The sequence below is a fragment of the Kribbella sp. NBC_01505 genome, from assembly GCF_045040285.1.
Lineage (GTDB): Bacteria > Actinomycetota > Actinomycetes > Propionibacteriales > Kribbellaceae > Kribbella.
Genome location: NZ_CP109425.1, coordinates 7,564,063 through 7,580,684, shown reverse-complemented (window position 1 = coordinate 7,580,684; position 16,622 = coordinate 7,564,063). Strand labels below are relative to the sequence as shown.

Sequence of the window (16,622 nt, the reverse complement as noted above, 5' to 3'; positions counted from 1 at the left end):
GTACATTCGAAGACATGTTCGAGGGAGATCTGACGACGCTGTCGACACGCGACTTGCTGGAGTCGTGTGCCGATACCCACGCGGCCGAGCACGAAGCCGCCGCGCGGCAGCTCGAACATGCAGTGGAGTACGCAGACCGTTTCCACCCCGATTCGGTCAGCGACCGCGCGGACTGCGCGATGCGTCTCGAGCGCCGGGCACGTCGCGGGTCAGGTGGTCGTGAACGTGCGGTTGTGCTGGGTGGGGAGGGGTGCCCGCCGGTGCTGGAGTTCTGCGTTTCCGAGTTCGGGGTGGTGCTGGGAGTTTCTCCCGGCGTCGCTCGGGATCGGATCGCCACCGCATTGGCGTTGCGGTCGCGGTTCCCGTTCATCTGGGCCCGGCTCCTGGACCGTAGCGCGACCCCCTGGAAAGCCCGCAACCTGGCCCGGGACTGCCAGGACCTTTCGCTCGAAGCCGCGTTGGCTGTCGACCGCGAGGTCGCGCCCATCCTCGACACGATCTCACCGACCCGGCTGGCCAAGATCATCAAGGCCGCGAAGATCCGCGCCGATCCCGCGCGGGCCAAGGCCGAAGCGGACAAGAAGGCCAAGGAGCGAGGCGTCTGGGTCAGCCACACCGACGAGCACGGCACCAAGACCGCGGTCATCAAGGCCAGCTCCGCCGATGTGAGACGCCACTACGCGGGCGTCAACGCGATCGCCGACGCCCTGTTGGCCCAAGGCGACAAGCGCGACATCGACGCCCGGCGCGCGACCGCCGTCGGCATCATGCCCGACCACCGCTACGCCGAAGAGCTCCTCGCCCGAGCCCGAGCCCGAGCCCGAGCCCACGGCACGGCCCACGGCCACGGCACCCCCGCCCCCACTCCAACCCCAGAACGCGCCCCCACCTCTCCTCGCCCTCCGGCTCCCACCGGCGCGCCTACTCCTCCGCCTACGCCCGCTCCGGATCCAGCGTCCGCTTCGGCCCAAACTGCCGCCACCGATTCCGCTTCCACTCCGGACCAGGCTCCTACTTCCGGCCCAGCTCCCACTGACGCTTCCACGCCGGCGCACGCTGCCGCTGCCGCTCCTGCTCCGGCTCCCGCTTCCGCTTCCGCTTCCGCTTCCGCTTCCGCTTCCGCTTCCGCTTCCGCTTCCGCTTCCGCTTCCGCTTCCGCTCCGCCCCAGGCTGCCGCCGCCGCTCCCGCTCCGGCTCCCGCTTCCGCTTCCGCTTCCGCTCCGCCCCAGGCTGCCGCCGCCGCTCCCGCTCCGGCTCCTGCTCCCGCTTCCGCTCCGCCCCAGGCTGCCGCCGCCGCTCCCGCTCCCGCTCCGGCTCCTGCTCCCGCTTCCGCTTCCGCTCCGCCCCAGGCTGCCGCCGCCGCTCCCGCTCCGGCTCCTGCTCCCGCTTCCGCTTCCGCTCCGCCCCAGGCTGCCGCCGCCGCTCCCGCTCCGGCTCGCGTGGCCGCTGCGGCTCCCGCTCTGGCCCAGGCTCTCGGTCCCTCTGCTGTCGTGGCTCCTCCCGCTGCACCGGCTTCCGCGTCTGCGTCCGCCGAGGTGTCCGCGAGCACGTGCGGTTCCACGTCGGATCCTGGTCCAGCGCACGAGCCCGCGGCCGGGCGCGGTACTGGATCCACGCACCCACCTGCATCCGGGCACTCCGGCCCCGGCGCGACAACTCGGGGAACCATGTTCTCCGAGTCGAACGACGACGAAGGCGACTGGGGCGACACCTGGTTCGAACCTGACGCCGACGACGAAGCCGATCGCGAGGCTCCCCATCCCAGCTTCAGCGACCTGCCTGATCCCCTCGACGAACCGTTCGACCTCTCGACCCGCATCCCGTCCGACAGGCTCGGAGACGGAGCCGACGCCGACGCCGACGGCAAGGACTGCGACGGGCAGGCGATGACGTACGCGGACCAGCGCGCCCTGGCCGCACGCCTTGCGCAGATCAAGCAAGATGCCTATGCGCGGCACAGTGACAGCCAGCGCAACCGGCACGGTGATTCTCCGACCGATCGTTCAGCCCAAGCGCGCCCGGGCAAAACCGAGATCTATGTGCACATAACCGCCGAAACCCTCGCGTGCACCGCCGCCGGCGGAGACGGCGTGCTGCGCGTCGAAGAAGCCGGTCCCCTGCTCGCATCGCAGCTCGCGGAGGTTGTCGGATTCGGGCCGTATGTGGTGAAGCCTGTCATCGACCTCAACAAGACCAAGAGTTCCGATGCCTACGAGGCCACGAACCAGATCCGCGAGCACATCAAGCTCGTCTACCCCGCCGAGCAGTTCCCCTACGGAACCCGCGAGACCACCAACAGCATCGACCATGACCACATCGAGCCATGGGACCCGGAGGGTCCACCAGGCCAAACCAGCACCGAGAATCTCGTACCGCTGAGCCGCTACGGCCACCGGGTGAAGACGCTCGCCGCCGGCTGGAGCGTCCGCCGCATCGACGCCCACACTCTCGAATGGACCACACCGCACGGATTCGTGGTCCGCGTCGACCCGGCCGGTACCCACCGGCTCCCCCGCCACCCACCGGATCCCTAAGGCTCGGGCGGCGGCATCAGAGATCGGCGTCGCGTAGTGCTTTGGCTGTCGCGGCGGCGACCGCGGCCAGCAGACACACCAAGGCGCATCCGGCGAAGAAGACGCCTGTTCCCCAGGCCGCCGCGACCAGGGCGGTGGCCGGGTAGAGCAGGGGGCTTAGGCCGAGGGTGCACAGGGAGGTTACCGAGCCGACCCTGCCGAGATACCGAGGTTCGGTCGTGCGTTGGAGTAAGGCATTGCCGATAGCCATCGCCGCACCACTGATCGCTCCGAGCACGGCGGAACCGACAATCAAGGCGCCGGCCGTGGCGACCTGGCCCAGGCCGCCCACCAGTACGGCGGTAACTGTCAGAGCACCCACGAGCGCGAACCCGGCGCGCGGAACGCGAGCCAGAACGGTGAGCAGAATTCCGGTGGCTGCACCTCCGATGCTGAACACGCTCAGGGCCCAGCCGAGGATCGCCGGACTCCACTGCCGTTCGGCGGTCAGTAGGACCAGACCAATTCCTACCGGACCGCTGAAGCACAGCTCGCTCAGCCCGACCACTACGACAAGGCGGGCCAGCTGCCGATTTCCCCGTAGGTACCGCAGCCCATCCCGGAGATCGCCCAACGGTGAGCGGGTCGAACGCTCGGCGGTCTGTCCCCAGTTCAGGCGGACGGCAAGAAGGAGACCGAAGGACAGGCTGAACAGCAGCCCGGCTAGACCGAAGCCTGCGGCGGCTCCGGCGGCAGTCAACACGATCGCGGCCATCAGTGGACCGACCGCGTTGCTGACCCGAACCGCGAGCACACGCAGTCCCTGCACCCGGCCGAGTTGTCCCGCATCAGTGAGCCGACCTGACAGCGCCCCCACGGCAGGCATGAACAGCGCGTCGATCACGCCGAAGACCAGCGCGACGACGTACAGCGTGGGCAGTCCGGCGCCGGCGAACTGCATCAGCGCGGCAGCGCAGGCGATGATCACGCACCGGGCGAAGTCGCTGCCAATCACTACTCGGCGCGGTCCGTATCGGTCAGCGATCACTCCGCCGAACAGCATCAACACCGCCCGGGGAATGGCTCCGACGGCCAGCACCGCGCCGACCTGCGCCGGCCCGGCAACCCGGGTCACCGCCCAGGAAAGGGTCAAGAAGAAGACGACGTCGCCGCTGGCTGACGCGGTGTACGCCGTCGCCCAGCGCAGGACATTGCCGTCCCTGTAGGCGGCCGTAGGGCTTGTACCGCTATGCGTCATCATCCGGCTCAAGCAGTGGAAACCCGTGAAGCTGGAGCGCTACTGGCGTTGCGGCCTCGTCGTCGAGGTGGCTGTACTTCTTGACGACCGCGGCGAGCTCTGACTTCAGTTCGTTGAGTTCGGCCGGGGCCAATCGCAGCGTGTAGTTGCTGAAGGTTGACACCTCATACCACTCGTCGGGCAGCAACGGTGCCGTGTACGCCAACCGTCGCAGCTGCTCGCTGTACGCGAGCAACACCGCATGCAGGTAACCGCGACTGTCTTCTCGCTCCTCAGGACTACTGCTTGCAGGATCGTGCACCGATGACCGATGCCGAGCCTGCCACCAGCGGTCGCGCCTGGTGCCACGCTGGGTGTCTTCTTCGATCAGACCCCCGTTTGCCAACTGGCGCAGGTGGTAGCTCGCCGCACCAGAGTCGATCTCGTACTGCTCCGCAAGCTGTCGCGCAGTCGCAGGACCACGCTGCCGCAGGTGTTCCAGCAAAGTCAGCCGCATCGGGTGTGCAAGCACCCGCAAAGCGGCCACATCCAAAACGACGTCGTCCGGCGGCGTCTGATCACTCATGAGACACAGCCTAACCCAGAAGAGTTCTTCGCGAAGAGTCCTTCTGGGTTTAGTCGCAGTTACCGGTCGATGGTCGGGGCCATGGCAATTGAAGGAATGGTGATCAGACTGGATTCAGCTGGTCCCGCCGCTCAGCTGAAGGTGGATCGCGTCCAGCGCGGTTCCGGCTTCGGGATCTTTGGTCCAGTCGTTCAGGGGCCGGTCGCCGCTCCACCGCGGTACCAGGTGAAAGTGCAGATGGAAGACCTCTTGGCCGCCCGCAGCCCGATTGGCCTGCAGGAGGCTGATACCGTCCGCGGGCAGCCGCTCGATCAGGAGTCGGGAGACCGCCTGCAGCGCAGGAGCCAAAGACGCGACCGCCTCGGCGGCGCCGTCGGATGTCAGGTCTACGACGTGCAGCCGCGGTACGACGAGAGTGTGCCCTCGGCGGAGCGGGTTGATGTCCAGGAACGCCACTGCCCGGTCGTCCTGGTGGACGAACCGGGCAGGGAGTTGCCCCGCGATGATGCTGCAGAAGACGCAGTCCACGGGGCCGGCTACCTCAGCTGCGAACCGTCTTGACGAGGTGCTCGACGACCTCGGCCACGGGGACGTCGGCGCGCTCGCCGCTCCGGCGGTCCTTGACCTCGATCGTGCCGTCGACGAGACCCTTGCCCACAACGGCGATGGTCGGGACGCCGATCAGCTCGGCGTCCTTGAACTTGACGCCCGGGCTGACCTTCTGACGGTCGTCGTACAGCACGGTCAGCCCGCGGGACTCCAGCTCGGCCGCGATCTCGGCGGCCTTCGCGAACAGCTCGGGATCCTTGCCAGTGGCAACGAGGTGCACGTCGGCGGGTGCGATCTCGCGCGGCCAGACCAGGCCGAGCTCGTCGTGGTTGCCCTCGGCGATCGCGGCCACCGCGCGGGTGACGCCGACACCGTAGGACCCCATGGTGACCGTGACGAGCTTGCCGTTCTGGTCGAGCACCTTCAGGTCGAGGGCGTCGGCGTACTTGCGGCCGAGCTGGAAGATGTGACCCATCTCGATCCCGCGCGCGGACTCCAGCGGACCGGAACCGTCCGGCGCGTCGTCACCGTCGCGCACCTCGGCGGCCTGGATCGTGCCGTCGGCGGTGAAGTCGCGGCCGTGCACCAGGTTGATCACGTGGAAGCCGGCCTTGTCGGCACCCGTCACCCAGGCCGAGCCCTCGCCGACCCGCGGGTCCAGCAGGTAGCGGATCTTCGACGCGTTCTCCGCGCCCAGCACGCCCGGACCGATGTAGCCCTTGGCCAGCGAGGGGTTCTTCTCGAAGTCGGACTCCTCGAACGCGACGACCTCGGCCGGCTCGACCTGCGCACCCAGCCGCTTCTCGTCGATCGCCCGGTCCCCCGGTACGCCGATGGCCAGCGGCTCGCGGGAGCCGTCCGGGTTCACCAGCATCACCAGCACGTTCTTGAGGGTGTCCGAAGCCGTCCAGTCGCGACCGTCGGTCCGCGGGTGCTTCGCGTTCAGCGCGTCGACCAGGGTGTCGATGGTCGGGGTGTCCGGGGTGTCGACGACCTCGGCGGCCGGCACGGCGGACGCGTCGACCGGCGCGGACTGCGCGACCACGACGGCCTCGACGTTCGCGGCGTAACCACCGGCGGAGCGGACGAAGGTGTCCTCGCCGTTCTCCGCGATCGCCAGGAACTCCTCGGACCGCGAACCGCCCATCGCGCCGGACATCGCCTGCACGATCACGTAGTCGAACCCGAGCCGGTCGAAGATCTTGATGTACGCCCCGCGGTGCGCCTCGTACGACGCGGCCAGGCCGGCGTCGTCGATGTCGAACGAGTACGAGTCCTTCATCACGAACTCACGCCCGCGCAGCACGCCGGCCCGCGGCCGGGCCTCGTCGCGGTACTTGTTCTGGATCTGGTAGATCGACAGCGGCAGGTCCTTGTACGACGAGTAGAGGTCCTTCACCACCAGGGTGAACATCTCCTCGTGCGTCGGGCCGAGCAGCATGTCCGCGCCCTTGCGGTCCTTGAGCCGGAACAGGTTCGGCCCGTACTCGGTCCAGCGGCCGGTCGCCTCGTACGGCTCGCGGGGCAGGATCGCCGGGAAGACCAGCTCCTGCGCGCCGATCGCGTCCATCTCCTCGCGGACGACCCGCTCGACCTTGCGCAGCACTCGCAGACCGAGCGGCAGCCAGGTGTAGACACCAGGCGCCGTACGGCGGATGTAGCCGGCGCGGACGAGCAGCTTGTGGCTCGGGACCTCCGCGTCCGCCGGATCCTCGCGAAGGGTGCGGAGGAACAGCGACGACATACGCAGAATCACGGGAACTCCAAAGGGATGAAACAAAAGGACGACCTAGAGGATATCCGTCCCGCGAAGGCCACCGGACCAGTTATCCCCAGGCCACATCTTCGAGCCGCACCGCAGGCCGCCGGGACCGAGGCCTCATTTCGTTTCGCGGGAGGCTTTCAGGGCCCATTTGATCAGCGGCATCTGCAACGGCAGCCGGGCCCAGCCGATGGCTTTGGCCTGCGGGGTTCCCTTGCGCTGCAGGTCGGTCGCCATCTGCACGTTGGCCGGGAAGACCGCCACCAGCAGGCCCGCGCTGGCCAGGCCGGCCAGCCGCCGCGTCCGCGGGTTCAGCAACCCGGCCGCGCACACCAGCTCCGCGACACCTGACGCGTAGACCAGTTCCTTCTTCCGCGGCAACGCCTTCGGCACCATCTTCTCGTACGGCGTGGGCCGGACGAAGTGCAGAACGCCGGAGACGCCGAACAGAACTGCCAGAGCCGTGGTGGTCTTGCTTCGGGACGCCATGCGAGTCACCTTACTCCGGAGTAATCAGAGGAGTGATCGGAGGCGTGATCAGAACAGGATCGTGGCAAATGTCTCGACGGTGCGGAAGCCGACCCGCTCGTACGAACGCCGCGCGGGAGTGTTGAACGCGTTGACGTACAGCGTCACCACGGGCGCGATCCGGCGCGCGAGCTCGACCACCGCGGCCATCCCGGGCGCCGCGATCCCCTGCCCGCGGTACTCCGGATCCACCCAGACCCCCTGGATCTGACAGACCCCGGTGCCCACCGATCCGACCTCGGCCTTGAACACGACCCGGCCGTCCTCGATTCGCGCGAACGCCCGCCCGGCCCGGATCAGCTCGGCCACCCGGGACCGGTAGAAGGTCCCGTCGGGACCGGTCTGCGGCGGTACGCCGACCTCTTCGGTGTACATGGCCACGCAGGCCGGGTAGAGGATCGGCAGCTCGACCGGTTCGACCGCACGGACGAGCGGATCCGGCTCGACCACCGGCGTACCTTCGATCACCATGAAGGGCTGCTCGCCGCGCACCTCGCGGGCCGGACCCCAGTGTGGTTCGAGTGCGGTCCAGAGCTGGTCGACCGCACGGGCCGGGCCGAGGATCTGGAAGCAGTTCCGGCCGCGGCGCAACGCGTAGGCCGCGAAAGCGCGCAGTGCGGCGTCGTCGGCGCCGACCGGAACCATGTTCCCGCCGGCATGACACAGCGCCTCGAGTTCGCCCTTGTCGACGTACCCCCAGACCTCGGCGCCGCGCCGCGGATCGAGCCCGGACGCTTGCACGAGACTGTCGACGAACACGTTGACGACCGGGTCACGGGCGATCACCGCGCGCGCCGCCGCGAGGTCACGAGGACCGAGAACCCGTACGCCCACGCGCAGAACCTAGCGGATGAACGGCCCTGCGGCACGCAACGGGTCAGTGATGTCCTGCACTCTGTAGTCCGAGCCCCATCCAGCACAGCTCGTCGCCCAGATCCCGATCTGGCGTCGCGACCGGCTCCCCGAACCCGTACGAGCGGTAGAACCCGATCGCCTGCGCGTTGTCGACATGTACGTCGAGCAGCAGCTCCGGCGTACCAGGTGGCAGCGCATCGACCGCCGCGTCGAGCAGTGCCTTGCCCGCGCCCTTTCCTTGGTGGTCGGGCAGCACATACAGCTTCCACAGCACCCAGAAGTCCGCCTCCTGCCCGAGGCCAGCCATGCCGATCAGTACGTCGTCCTCGACCGCCACCAAGGTGATACCGGTCCGGATACTGCGCTCGACGGCCGCAGGCGACCACCACTCCGCCAGACCGTCGGCAATCCACTCGGGCGACGCCAGTCCGCCGTACGCGACCGGCCAGGTGGTCAGCCCGATCTGCCGGACCGCATCGATGTCCGCAACCACAGCCCGCCGTACGGCGATCACGTGCGCACCACGACTGCCTGGCCATCGGGGTCGACGATCTCGAGACTGTCGCCGACGAGCGTGACCTGGTGCCCCGAAGCGACCAGACGCGCTTGCACGTCCTCCAGCGCTTCAGTAGTCGTGAACTCCAGCCGCACCTCGTCGCCCGGCGTACCGAACCGGAAGACCTCGGCCACACCGAGCTTGGCCAGCAGTTCCTGCCACGCTGCTTGGTTCGCCGCGTCCAGCAACGGCGTGAGCAGCACGCGCCCATCCGGACGGGCGTCGTTCAGCTTGTAGCCGTACAGGTCGTCACTGCGCTCGTCGATCCAGAGGTCCTCGCCACCAGGTCCGGTCACCCGCAGCACTCGCCCGTACGCCTCGTCCCAGATCGCTACGTCGGGATAGCCGGCACTCTCCAGCACCTCCTTCAGCCGGTCGATGTCCTCGGCCTCGAACGAGAGTCTGGTCTGCCCAGGCTTCCCACCGGTCGAACTGGTCGCCGCACTGTGCAGCGCGACCATCCCGCTCCCGGCGAGCATGTCCACCCAGCCGCCGCCCGGGGACTCGATCCGCGCCTTCAGCCCGAGGGACTCCAGCAGGGCCCGCATCTCAGCCACCCGGTCTGTGAACCGCAACGGCCGCACCACCACGCCACTCATCCTCGCGCCTCCCCATGCTTGTCCAGGTATTCGGTCAGGGCCTGCTCGACCAGCGCCGACAGACTCGCCGCTTCGTCGATCGCCTTGTGCTTCACCCGCCGCACCACTCCCGGCGGCAGGTACACGTTGAACTGCACCTTCTTGTCACCGTCACCACTCATGGCTATATTGCTAGCATTCTAGAGAGCTACCAGTCAACAGGAGTGCGACGATGAACCTCAGCTTCGACCACCTCGGCCTGCTCAGCGACACGGCCGCGAAGAACCAGGACCTGGCCGATTTCTTTGCCGGCGTCCTCGGTCTGGAGATCGACGGCGACGCCAGTCAGGGGTACGCCGAAGTGAAGGCGGGCGCGATCACGATCGCCCTGCACACCGGGGCGATGGTCGACGACTTCGGTGCCCACGGCGGCACCCTCCTGCAGTTCCGGAGTGACGACGTACGGGCTGATGTCGAAGAGATCCGAGGGCGCGGCGGGAAGATCACGGTCGAGCCGCTGGACACCGATTGGGGCACGACGTCGGCGTATGTCGCCGGGCCGCACGGTGTGCTGGTGGAGCTCTACGAATGGACGACACGCAAGTAGGTGCTGTTGCGCTTGTGCAGGGTGATCGGGAGTACGACGTTGCGCGGGGCGCCGGGCGTGGCGAGCAGGTCGACCGCCGCCCGGCCCATGTCGTGGACTGGGAGGGACGCCGCGGCCACTGTGAGCGGGAGGATGCTGGCGGGGCCGGCGTCGTCCATTCCGGCCAGCTCGATGTCACCGGGGACCTCATAGCCGAGGTGCGCGAGTTCACGGGCGGCTGTGGTGACGATGAAGCCGTCTGAGCAGAGGAGGACTGTCGGCGGCTCGGAGTGATTCAGCAGCGCAGTCAGGCGAGCCTTGCGGGCCTCAGGCGTCAGGAACTGGTGCGTGGTGAGCGCAGTCAGCTCGGGCCGGCTCGAGAGGCCGTGAGCGCGGAGTGCTTGCTGGTGACCGCTGAGCCGGTCGCGCACACTCGTGCAGTCGACCTCTCCCCACAGCGTCGCCATCCGCCGGTGCCCGAGACCGATCAGGTACGCCGTGAGCTCGTACCCGACCGCGAATTGGTCAGCCACGACCGCATCGGTCGGCACATCCGGCTGGTACCGGTCAATCAGCACCACCGGCAGCGTGAGCTCCCGGAGCACCTGTGACGAGCCCTCCACCGGGTACAGCGCGATCCCGCTCACCCCACCGGCCACGGCTCGCCGCAGTGCGCGCTCCTGCAGTTCCAGCGAGCCCTTGCTGTCGTAGAGCACTAGCTCGAACCCCAGTTCCTCGCACCGCGATTCCACCCCGGTGATCACACCTTCCTTCACCGGCCCCTGCCCGTGAATCACCAGCGCGACCGCGCGCCGCCGTACCGGCTCAGAGGCTGGCTGGACTGCAGTCCGCTCGGCGACGAAGGTGCCTCGCCCCTGCTGCCGGATAAGCACCCCGTCCGCGACCAGATCGTTCAGTGCGCGGATCGCAGTCGTCGTACTGACGCCGTACCGCTCGCAGACCTCACGCTGGGTGATGAACGGCTGGTCCGGAGCGTGACCGCCTTGGGCGATCAGGGCGAGCAGCTCCCGTTTGACCTGCTCGTACCGCGGCAGCCCGGGCTCGATCATTGCACCACCCTCGAATCGTTTGCCGTGTTAATGCACTAAATCCTACGGTGCTCTCGAGACCACCGCCCTGGCCCAAGGAGAGTCCATGCGACCGACCCGCCTGCTCGCCGCCGCCCTGACCACCGCATTGGCCGCCGTGCTGGCGGCCACCGGACTGCAAACGACCGCAGACGCCGTCCCGAGAAGTACCACGGCAACCACCGCCGCAAGCCTGACCGCCGACTTCTCGGTCGACAAGGGATCCGGGTACGCCGAGGTGTTCGGCTCCGGGATCAACGTTCCCGCGCTCACCGACACCGCGAAGATCGACACCCTGCACCAGGCCGGCACCCGGTTCATCCGCGGTGACGCCTACCTGCAGCAGATCCTGCCGCGCAACATCACGATCGACACGTACCTGAAGGGGATCGGCACCGTCGGCAGCGTCGCCGATCCGGACACCTGGGACTGGAGCAAGTACGCCTGGGTCGACGAACACCACCAGCGCGGCACGAAGACGGTCCTGATCCTGAGCTACCTGATCGACTGGCTCGGCTACAACGGCAGCGACTACAGCATGCCGAACGGCGAGGCCGGCTTCCGCGTCTACGAGGACGTGATCAAGAAGATCTACCAGCGGTTCCGCGGCAAGGTCGACCTGGTCGAGGTCTGGAACGAGCCCGATCTCGGCGGCTTCCTGGATCTGCGGGGATCGCCGTACAACCACGACGACCAGCGGGACCGGGCCAGGGCGTACAGCAAGATCTACCTGTCCGCGTACGGCGCGATCCGCAGTATCGACAAGGACATCCCGATCGGTGGGCCGGTCGCCTCCAACCCGAGTATCGGGGCGCAATGGGTCGATCAGCTGCTGGCGGATCCGGCCCTGAAGGACAAGTTCGACTTCGTCAGCTACCACGACTACAACCAGTACACGCAGTACCGCGACGAGTCCGTCGAGACCCTGCGGCAGCACGCGGCCGCGGCGGGCCGGCCGAACATGCCGGTCTACGTGACCGAGTGGAACTACTCCGCCGCCTACGCGCAGGTCCCGATGAACGCGAGCGACGCCCGCAACCTCAGTTACTCGGCGCTGCGGATGACGAACCTCTACAAGCAGCGCGCGGCCGGTGCGAACGTCTTCGCCGACAACGACGAGGCGATCGAGCCGAACTTCTTCGGTGTCCACAGCAACGGCATGCTGCCCGCGCGAGCCCGTGCGTACCAGTTGTTATCCCGCGACCTCGGCCTCGGCGACGGCGTCAGCAAGCTCCGCCAGGTCTCCGCTCCCCCGAACCCCTCCACCGGCTTCGGGGCTGCCACCACTGCCAGTGGCGACAACGTCAGTTGGGTTGTCAACGACACCGCGCAGCCGCTCGAGGTCGACCTGCGGCTCACCGGCCTGGCCACGAACGGCGCGACGGTCGCGAACCTCTTCGAGGCGAGTCCGAACCAGAACCCGGTGACACCGAAGTCCTCGATCCCCGTGACCGTCGCGGGCGGCGCGACCCGCGTCGCGCTGAGCGTCCCGCCGTACTCGGTCAGTGGCGTCCGGCTCGGAACCAATGCCCTGGGCAACAACCTCGCCCGGACCGCGACGGCCACCGCCTCGACGGTCAGCAAGGACGACCCGGGTCTGGTCGCGGCCAACGTGATCGACGGGACCGTCGGCGTTCACGCGGTCGGCGAGTGGGCCTCCGATAAGCAGCTGAGCCCGAACGTCACGCTGACCTGGCCGACCGCCCAGACCGTCGGCCGCGTCGTCCTGTTCGACCGCGCGAACCCGACAGACCTGGTGCGCTCCGGCCGGCTCGTCTTCAGCGATGGCAGCATCGTCCCGATCCCCGAGCTGCCGAACGGCGGCTTGGCGAAGGACATCACGTTCGCACCCCGCAGTACGACGTCCGTCCGGGTCGAGCTCGTCGGCGCCGGCCTGAACGTCGGTCTGTCCGAGATCCAGGTGTACGACGGCGCTGACGCGGCCCGGGAAGGCACCATCACGGCCAGCAGCGGCTCGCCGTACAACGCAATCGACAGCCGACCGAGCTCGGAGTGGGTGTCGACCGAAACCAACCCGTGGGTGCGGATCGACTGGGTCAACACGCACCAACTCGACCGCATCGTGCTCAACGACCGCCCCGACCCGGCCAGCAACATCACCGGCGGCACGCTGACCTTCAGCGACGGCACGCGCCTCGCAGTCACCGGCATCCCGGCCGACGGCTCGGCCAAGATGGTGGCCTTCCCGGCCAAATCCGTGACCTGGGCCAAGTTCACGGCGACCGGCTCCGGCGGCAACGTCGGCCTGTCGCAGCTGCGCACCCTCTCGGCCCCGAACCTCGCGTCGAGCGCCGCGGTCGCCGGCTCATCGACGTACCGGAATGATCCCGCGTACGCCGCGCCGGCCGCGACTGACGGTGTGGTCAACCAGTGGTTCGCGGGCGAGTGGGCATCCAACGGGGAGCTCAATCCGAAGCTCACGCTGAGCTGGCCGGTCGCGCAACGCGTCAGCCAGGTCATCCTGTTCGACCGCAGCAACCTCGAAGACCAAGCGCGCGGCGGCACTCTCACCTTCAGCGACGGCAGCAAGGTCGCCGTGTCCGGCATCGACAACTCCGGCACCGGCCTGGTCGTCAACTTCCCGGCCCGCACCACGACCTCGGTCGTCTTCGAGACCGTAGGAGGCAAAGGTCTCAACAACGGGCTCGCCGAGATCCAGGCGTTCGGCGCCAACGACACCCGGCGTCTCGAGTCGGTCGACGACCCGGGCAAGTTCTGGCGGCACCGCAACAGCCTGGCCCGCATCGACCTGCCGGGCCAGCCCGACGCCGACTTCGACTTTCGCGTCGTCGCCGGCCTCGCTGACCGCGACGCGATCAGCTTCCAGTCCGTCAACTACCCCGGCAGCTATCTCCGGCACGCCGACGGCCTCCTCCGATTGGATGCCTACAGCAACCAACCGCTCTACCGCGCCGACGCCACCTTCCACCCCGATGGCCGCACCTTCCGCGCCCACAACTACCCCACGAACACCATCCAGCACACCGCCGACGGCCAACTCCGGATCGGCCCGGCCAGCACACCTGCGGCGGAGTTCACCATCCGCTAGTCGGTGTGGCGGGTGCGGTAGTTGCCAACCTTGTGGCGGTTGCCGCATCGCTGCATCGAGCACCAGCGGCGGTTGCCGGGGCGTGAGGTGTCGTAGAACATCAGGGCGCAGTTGCCGCCCTCGCACATGCGCAGGCGGGAGACCCGGCCGCTCCCGATGATCTCGACCAGGTCCTGGGCGGCCGCGCCCAGGACCTGTCGGGTCGTGATCGGTGTCTGCCAGCGGATCGCGCCGTTCTCGTCGAGCTCCGGGCGCGGGGTCTCCCCCACAGTGGCGTTCAGGTACTCACGGTCCGCCGACGTCAGCTGCCGCGCAGCGATGCCGGGGACCTCCTTGGCGTCGGCGATCAGACCCGGTACGACGTGCCACAGCATCGTGCGGAATTCCTTCAGCCGGGCCAGCTCCGCCTTGCTGATCCGGACGTCCTCGGCGGCGAACGGCAGCTCCGCGGCCAGGTAGGACTCGGCCAGCCAGGCAGCCGCGTCGTCCGGGGTCTCCAGCTGCTCGTAGCGATCCCAGGGTGGCGGTCCGCCGCTGAGGATCAGCTCGAGGGCGAAGCTGCCCGGATCGAACGTGTGCGTGACCCCGTCACGCGTCCGCAAACGTCTTGCGCCTGGCTTCATGTAACCACTATAGTCGGTGTTGCACACCGATATAACCGGTTACACGCTGAGGAGATGTCATGACCGTCACGGAGACCCTGCTCGAGCTCGAGGACCAGATGTGGCGCGCGAACCGGGAAGGCGACGGCTCCTTCTACGCGCAGTGGCTCCGCGACGACGCGCTCGCGGTCAGCAAGTACGGGATCATCGACAAGGCGACCGCCGTGCCGGGCATCCAGGCCAACCACAATCCGTACCTGAAGACGCCGCGCACCGACGAGAAGGTGATCATCGTCGACGACAACACGGCGATCGTCACCTACCGCGTCGAGGTGACGGTGCTGCTGGACGGGCAGGAGGCGCAGTTCCCGTCGTACGCGAGCACGGTCTGGAACAACGGCTCCGGCGAGTGGCGCGTCATCTTCCACCAGCAGACGGCCCTCTGATGCCGACCGGGCAGACGAAGGACGCCGGCTGGAACATCGGCGTCTCGAAGACCTTGGAGTACGACGTCAGCGACGTCTGGACGTTCCTACTCAGCCCGGCCGGCGTCGCTCTCTGGCTCGGCGGCGGTGCCACGCTGGCCGACGGAGCGCCGTACGAGACTGATGACGGGACTGTCGGTGAGGTGCGCAGTCTGCATGACAACAACCGGGTCCGGTTGACCTGGCAGCCGGCGGATTGGGCGCATGAGAGCACGGTGCAGGTCGCGGTCTCCGCGTCGGGCAACAAGACGGTACTGCGCTTCCACCAGGAACGGCTGGCGAACGCCGACGAGCGCGAACGCCAGCGAGTTCACTGGGAGCAGGTCATGACTGCCGTGGTGCAGGGACTAGACGGCGGCGAGTAGCGCGTCGTCCAGCTCCTTGACGAGCTTGGCCTTCGGGCGAGCGCCGACGACAGCCCAGATCGGCTGACCGTGATGGAAGAGCATCAGGGTCGGCAACGCCATCACGCGGTAGGCGGCGGAGATTGCGGGGTTCTCGTCGGCGTTGAGCTTTACCACAGTCAGCCGATCGTGGCGCTCGGCGCCGATCTGCTCCAGGATCGGCAGGATCTGGTGGCAGGGCCCGCACCACTGGGCCCAGAAGTCCACCAGCACCGGCTTGTCCGCGCGCAGTACCAGTTCCTCGAAGGTGGTCTCGTCGACCACTTGCAGGTCACTCATCATTGTCTCGTCCTCCAGCTCTCGGCATCGGTCAGGAGGCCGGACAACCGGCTTCGCAGCGCGGTGAGCTCAGCGATCCGCTGATCCACCTCGGCGATCCGGATCCGGTACGCCGTCAGCGAGGCCGGGCACACGTCGGCCCGGTCGTTGCCGGCCCGCAGGCACTCGATGAACGGGTACGTCTGCTCGGCGGTCAGCCCGAGGCTCAGCAACGCCTTCACCTCGCGCACGATCAGCACGTCTTCGGCGTCGTACGCGCGGTACCCGTTCGGCTCGCGATGCGGCTTCAACAGCCCCTGCGACTCGTAGTACCGAACCGCCTTCACCGTCACACCGGCCGCTGCCGCCAGATCCCCGATCCGCATCCTGCCTCCTTGCCTAGACGCTAAACCCTGCCCCCAGGGTCAAGGTCAAGCCTAGGCTTCGCCGTCTCCCGGATCGAGATAGCCGCAGCGCGTACAGCGGTCGCCGCGACCGATGTCGTGGTGCGGGCGATCCGACCAGACGTAGTCGCAGCGCGTGCAGAGGTCGACGGTGTAGCAACTGGTGCGCTCGAAATCCTCGTTCGAACTGCGTGGCCGCGGCAGCTTGTCACCTGAGTAGCTGACGGTGTCGTGCGCCATGACCACCTTCTGATCACCGCAGTCCAGACAGGTCACCCGCGCCCCGCACGGATGGGGACTCTCGCCGATTCCTTGCGGCTCTCCCCAGTTGTGCCAGATCGACGAGTCCAGTTCCTGGCCACAGGCGCGGCAGTGCTGGATCTGCCGGCAGGGAGAGTCGGCGGCGACCTTCCACTTGACCTCGGGACGGTGGAAGCGCAGGCGGCACAAGACCGGCCGGCTTGCCTGAAGTTGGGCCATCAGGCATTCTCCGTCGCACCGAGCAATCACGTCCAGATCCAGGAGGACAGCTGAGCGCACATCTCGGCACCTTCACCGCAC

21 protein-coding genes are annotated in these 16,622 nt (G+C 68.0%); 5 read left to right on the top strand and 16 right to left on the bottom strand.

Features of this window, described 5'->3' with window-relative positions:
• Positions 1-500: 500 nt before the first annotated feature.
• Together OG474_RS35630 and OG474_RS35625 are read right to left on the bottom strand one after the other, a co-directional pair.
• Positions 501-842, bottom strand: a complete 342-nt coding sequence (locus OG474_RS35630) for a hypothetical protein (protein WP_405058031.1) — start codon at positions 840-842, stop codon at positions 501-503.
• A gap of 169 nt (positions 843-1,011) precedes the next feature.
• Positions 1,012-1,629: a hypothetical protein gene (locus OG474_RS35625; protein WP_405058030.1), complete on the bottom strand. Its 618-nt coding sequence runs from the start codon at positions 1,627-1,629 to the stop codon at positions 1,012-1,014.
• 38 nt (positions 1,630-1,667) lie between these two features.
• Between OG474_RS35625 and OG474_RS35620 the strand changes: the two genes are divergently transcribed.
• A complete protein-coding gene (locus tag OG474_RS35620) occupies positions 1,668-2,534 on the top strand; it encodes a hypothetical protein (RefSeq protein WP_405058029.1) in 867 nt (288 codons plus the stop codon).
• 16 nt (positions 2,535-2,550) lie between these two features.
• Here the strand turns inward: OG474_RS35620 and OG474_RS35615 are convergent, their stop codons facing one another.
• The 9 genes from OG474_RS35615 to OG474_RS35575 all read right to left on the bottom strand — a co-directional run bounded on the left by OG474_RS35615 (position 2,551) and on the right by OG474_RS35575 (position 9,346).
• Positions 2,551-3,774, bottom strand: coding sequence for an MFS transporter (locus OG474_RS35615; RefSeq protein ID WP_405058028.1), 1,224 nt, complete (start codon positions 3,772-3,774; stop codon positions 2,551-2,553).
• Entirely contained in the window at positions 3,761-4,336 is a 576-nt protein-coding gene (locus OG474_RS35610; RefSeq protein ID WP_405058027.1) for a helix-turn-helix domain-containing protein, read from the bottom strand. Before OG474_RS35610 ends, OG474_RS35615 begins: the two co-directional genes overlap by 14 nt.
• A 114-nt stretch (positions 4,337-4,450) precedes the next feature.
• Positions 4,451-4,864: an HIT family protein gene (locus OG474_RS35605; RefSeq protein ID WP_405058026.1), complete on the bottom strand. Its 414-nt coding sequence runs from the start codon at positions 4,862-4,864 to the stop codon at positions 4,451-4,453.
• A 13-nt stretch (positions 4,865-4,877) separates the two neighbouring features.
• On the bottom strand, positions 4,878-6,641 hold the full coding sequence (locus OG474_RS35600; RefSeq protein ID WP_405058025.1) for a proline--tRNA ligase: 1,764 nt from the start codon (positions 6,639-6,641) through the stop codon (positions 4,878-4,880).
• Between the two features lie 123 nt (positions 6,642-6,764).
• Positions 6,765-7,136: a DoxX family protein gene (locus tag OG474_RS35595; protein WP_405058024.1), complete on the bottom strand. Its 372-nt coding sequence runs from the start codon at positions 7,134-7,136 to the stop codon at positions 6,765-6,767.
• Positions 7,137-7,184: 48 nt separating this feature from the next.
• Positions 7,185-8,009: a GNAT family N-acetyltransferase gene (locus tag OG474_RS35590; RefSeq protein ID WP_405058023.1), complete on the bottom strand. Its 825-nt coding sequence runs from the start codon at positions 8,007-8,009 to the stop codon at positions 7,185-7,187.
• 43 nt (positions 8,010-8,052) lie between these two features.
• Entirely contained in the window at positions 8,053-8,544 is a 492-nt protein-coding gene (locus OG474_RS35585) for a GNAT family N-acetyltransferase (RefSeq protein WP_405058022.1), read from the bottom strand.
• Positions 8,541-9,185 (bottom strand): VOC family protein, encoded by a 645-nt coding sequence (locus OG474_RS35580; protein ID WP_405058021.1) that lies wholly within the window; start codon positions 9,183-9,185, stop codon positions 8,541-8,543. Before OG474_RS35580 ends, OG474_RS35585 begins: the two co-directional genes overlap by 4 nt.
• Positions 9,182-9,346: a CopG family transcriptional regulator gene (locus OG474_RS35575; protein WP_405058020.1), complete on the bottom strand. Its 165-nt coding sequence runs from the start codon at positions 9,344-9,346 to the stop codon at positions 9,182-9,184. The genes OG474_RS35580 and OG474_RS35575 overlap by 4 nt, the downstream gene beginning before the upstream one ends.
• A 50-nt stretch (positions 9,347-9,396) precedes the next feature.
• On the opposite strand from OG474_RS35575, the gene OG474_RS35570 reads away from it, so the two are divergent.
• Positions 9,397-9,771 (top strand): VOC family protein, encoded by a 375-nt coding sequence (locus OG474_RS35570; protein WP_405058019.1) that lies wholly within the window; start codon positions 9,397-9,399, stop codon positions 9,769-9,771.
• Here OG474_RS35570 and OG474_RS35565 read toward each other — a convergent pair.
• Positions 9,747-10,820: a LacI family DNA-binding transcriptional regulator gene (locus tag OG474_RS35565; RefSeq protein ID WP_405058018.1), complete on the bottom strand. Its 1,074-nt coding sequence runs from the start codon at positions 10,818-10,820 to the stop codon at positions 9,747-9,749. The genes OG474_RS35570 and OG474_RS35565 overlap by 25 nt on opposite strands.
• Before the next feature lie 85 nt (positions 10,821-10,905).
• Here OG474_RS35565 and OG474_RS35560 point away from each other — a divergent pair, with 85 nt between their 5' ends.
• Positions 10,906-13,908, top strand: a complete 3,003-nt coding sequence (locus OG474_RS35560; protein WP_405058017.1) for an AbfB domain-containing protein — start codon at positions 10,906-10,908, stop codon at positions 13,906-13,908.
• Here the strand turns inward: OG474_RS35560 and OG474_RS35555 are convergent.
• Entirely contained in the window at positions 13,905-14,531 is a 627-nt protein-coding gene (locus OG474_RS35555) for a CGNR zinc finger domain-containing protein (protein WP_405058016.1), read from the bottom strand. The two genes, OG474_RS35560 and OG474_RS35555, sit on opposite strands and share 4 nt — an antisense overlap.
• Positions 14,532-14,590: 59 nt before the next feature.
• Between OG474_RS35555 and OG474_RS35550 the strand changes: the two genes are divergently transcribed.
• Positions 14,591-14,956 (top strand): nuclear transport factor 2 family protein, encoded by a 366-nt coding sequence (locus tag OG474_RS35550; RefSeq protein ID WP_405058015.1) that lies wholly within the window; start codon positions 14,591-14,593, stop codon positions 14,954-14,956.
• Entirely contained in the window at positions 14,956-15,360 is a 405-nt protein-coding gene (locus tag OG474_RS35545) for an SRPBCC domain-containing protein (protein ID WP_405058014.1), read from the top strand. Before OG474_RS35550 ends, OG474_RS35545 begins: the two co-directional genes overlap by 1 nt.
• Here the strand turns inward: OG474_RS35545 and trxA are convergent.
• From trxA to OG474_RS35530, 3 genes are read right to left on the bottom strand one after another with little or no spacing between them, the layout of a single operon-like run.
• Entirely contained in the window at positions 15,343-15,681 is a 339-nt protein-coding gene (gene trxA, locus OG474_RS35540; RefSeq protein ID WP_405058013.1) for a thioredoxin, read from the bottom strand. The genes OG474_RS35545 and trxA overlap by 18 nt on opposite strands.
• Positions 15,678-16,043 carry a MerR family transcriptional regulator gene (locus OG474_RS35535; RefSeq protein ID WP_405058012.1) on the bottom strand — a complete coding sequence of 122 codons (366 nt, stop codon included), beginning with the start codon at positions 16,041-16,043 and terminating at the stop codon, positions 15,678-15,680. The genes trxA and OG474_RS35535 overlap by 4 nt, the downstream gene beginning before the upstream one ends.
• A 51-nt stretch (positions 16,044-16,094) precedes the next feature.
• Positions 16,095-16,601: a hypothetical protein gene (locus tag OG474_RS35530; protein ID WP_405058011.1), complete on the bottom strand. Its 507-nt coding sequence runs from the start codon at positions 16,599-16,601 to the stop codon at positions 16,095-16,097.
• Positions 16,602-16,622 lie beyond the last annotated feature (21 nt).

What these genes read in the sequence shown, in the direction of transcription:
- OG474_RS35625 (WP_405058030.1), bottom strand. Translation starts at nt 1,629, where the DNA reads ATGCAGGTGGGTGCGTGGATCCAGTACCGCGCCCGGCCGCGGGCTCGT.
- OG474_RS35620 (WP_405058029.1), top strand. Translation starts at nt 1,668, where the DNA reads ATGTTCTCCGAGTCGAACGACGACGAAGGCGACTGGGGCGACACCTGG.
- OG474_RS35615 (WP_405058028.1), bottom strand. Translation starts at nt 3,774, where the DNA reads ATGATGACGCATAGCGGTACAAGCCCTACGGCCGCCTACAGGGACGGC.
- OG474_RS35610 (WP_405058027.1), bottom strand. Translation starts at nt 4,336, where the DNA reads ATGAGTGATCAGACGCCGCCGGACGACGTCGTTTTGGATGTGGCCGCT.
- OG474_RS35595 (WP_405058024.1), bottom strand. Translation starts at nt 7,136, where the DNA reads ATGGCGTCCCGAAGCAAGACCACCACGGCTCTGGCAGTTCTGTTCGGC.
- OG474_RS35580 (WP_405058021.1), bottom strand. Translation starts at nt 9,185, where the DNA reads ATGAGTGGCGTGGTGGTGCGGCCGTTGCGGTTCACAGACCGGGTGGCT.
- OG474_RS35575 (WP_405058020.1), bottom strand. Translation starts at nt 9,346, where the DNA reads ATGAGTGGTGACGGTGACAAGAAGGTGCAGTTCAACGTGTACCTGCCG.
- OG474_RS35570 (WP_405058019.1), top strand. Translation starts at nt 9,397, where the DNA reads ATGAACCTCAGCTTCGACCACCTCGGCCTGCTCAGCGACACGGCCGCG.
- OG474_RS35565 (WP_405058018.1), bottom strand. Translation starts at nt 10,820, where the DNA reads ATGATCGAGCCCGGGCTGCCGCGGTACGAGCAGGTCAAACGGGAGCTG.
- OG474_RS35560 (WP_405058017.1), top strand. Translation starts at nt 10,906, where the DNA reads ATGCGACCGACCCGCCTGCTCGCCGCCGCCCTGACCACCGCATTGGCC.
- OG474_RS35555 (WP_405058016.1), bottom strand. Translation starts at nt 14,531, where the DNA reads ATGAAGCCAGGCGCAAGACGTTTGCGGACGCGTGACGGGGTCACGCAC.
- OG474_RS35550 (WP_405058015.1), top strand. Translation starts at nt 14,591, where the DNA reads ATGACCGTCACGGAGACCCTGCTCGAGCTCGAGGACCAGATGTGGCGC.
- OG474_RS35545 (WP_405058014.1), top strand. Translation starts at nt 14,956, where the DNA reads ATGCCGACCGGGCAGACGAAGGACGCCGGCTGGAACATCGGCGTCTCG.
- trxA (WP_405058013.1), bottom strand. Translation starts at nt 15,681, where the DNA reads ATGATGAGTGACCTGCAAGTGGTCGACGAGACCACCTTCGAGGAACTG.
- OG474_RS35535 (WP_405058012.1), bottom strand. Translation starts at nt 16,043, where the DNA reads ATGCGGATCGGGGATCTGGCGGCAGCGGCCGGTGTGACGGTGAAGGCG.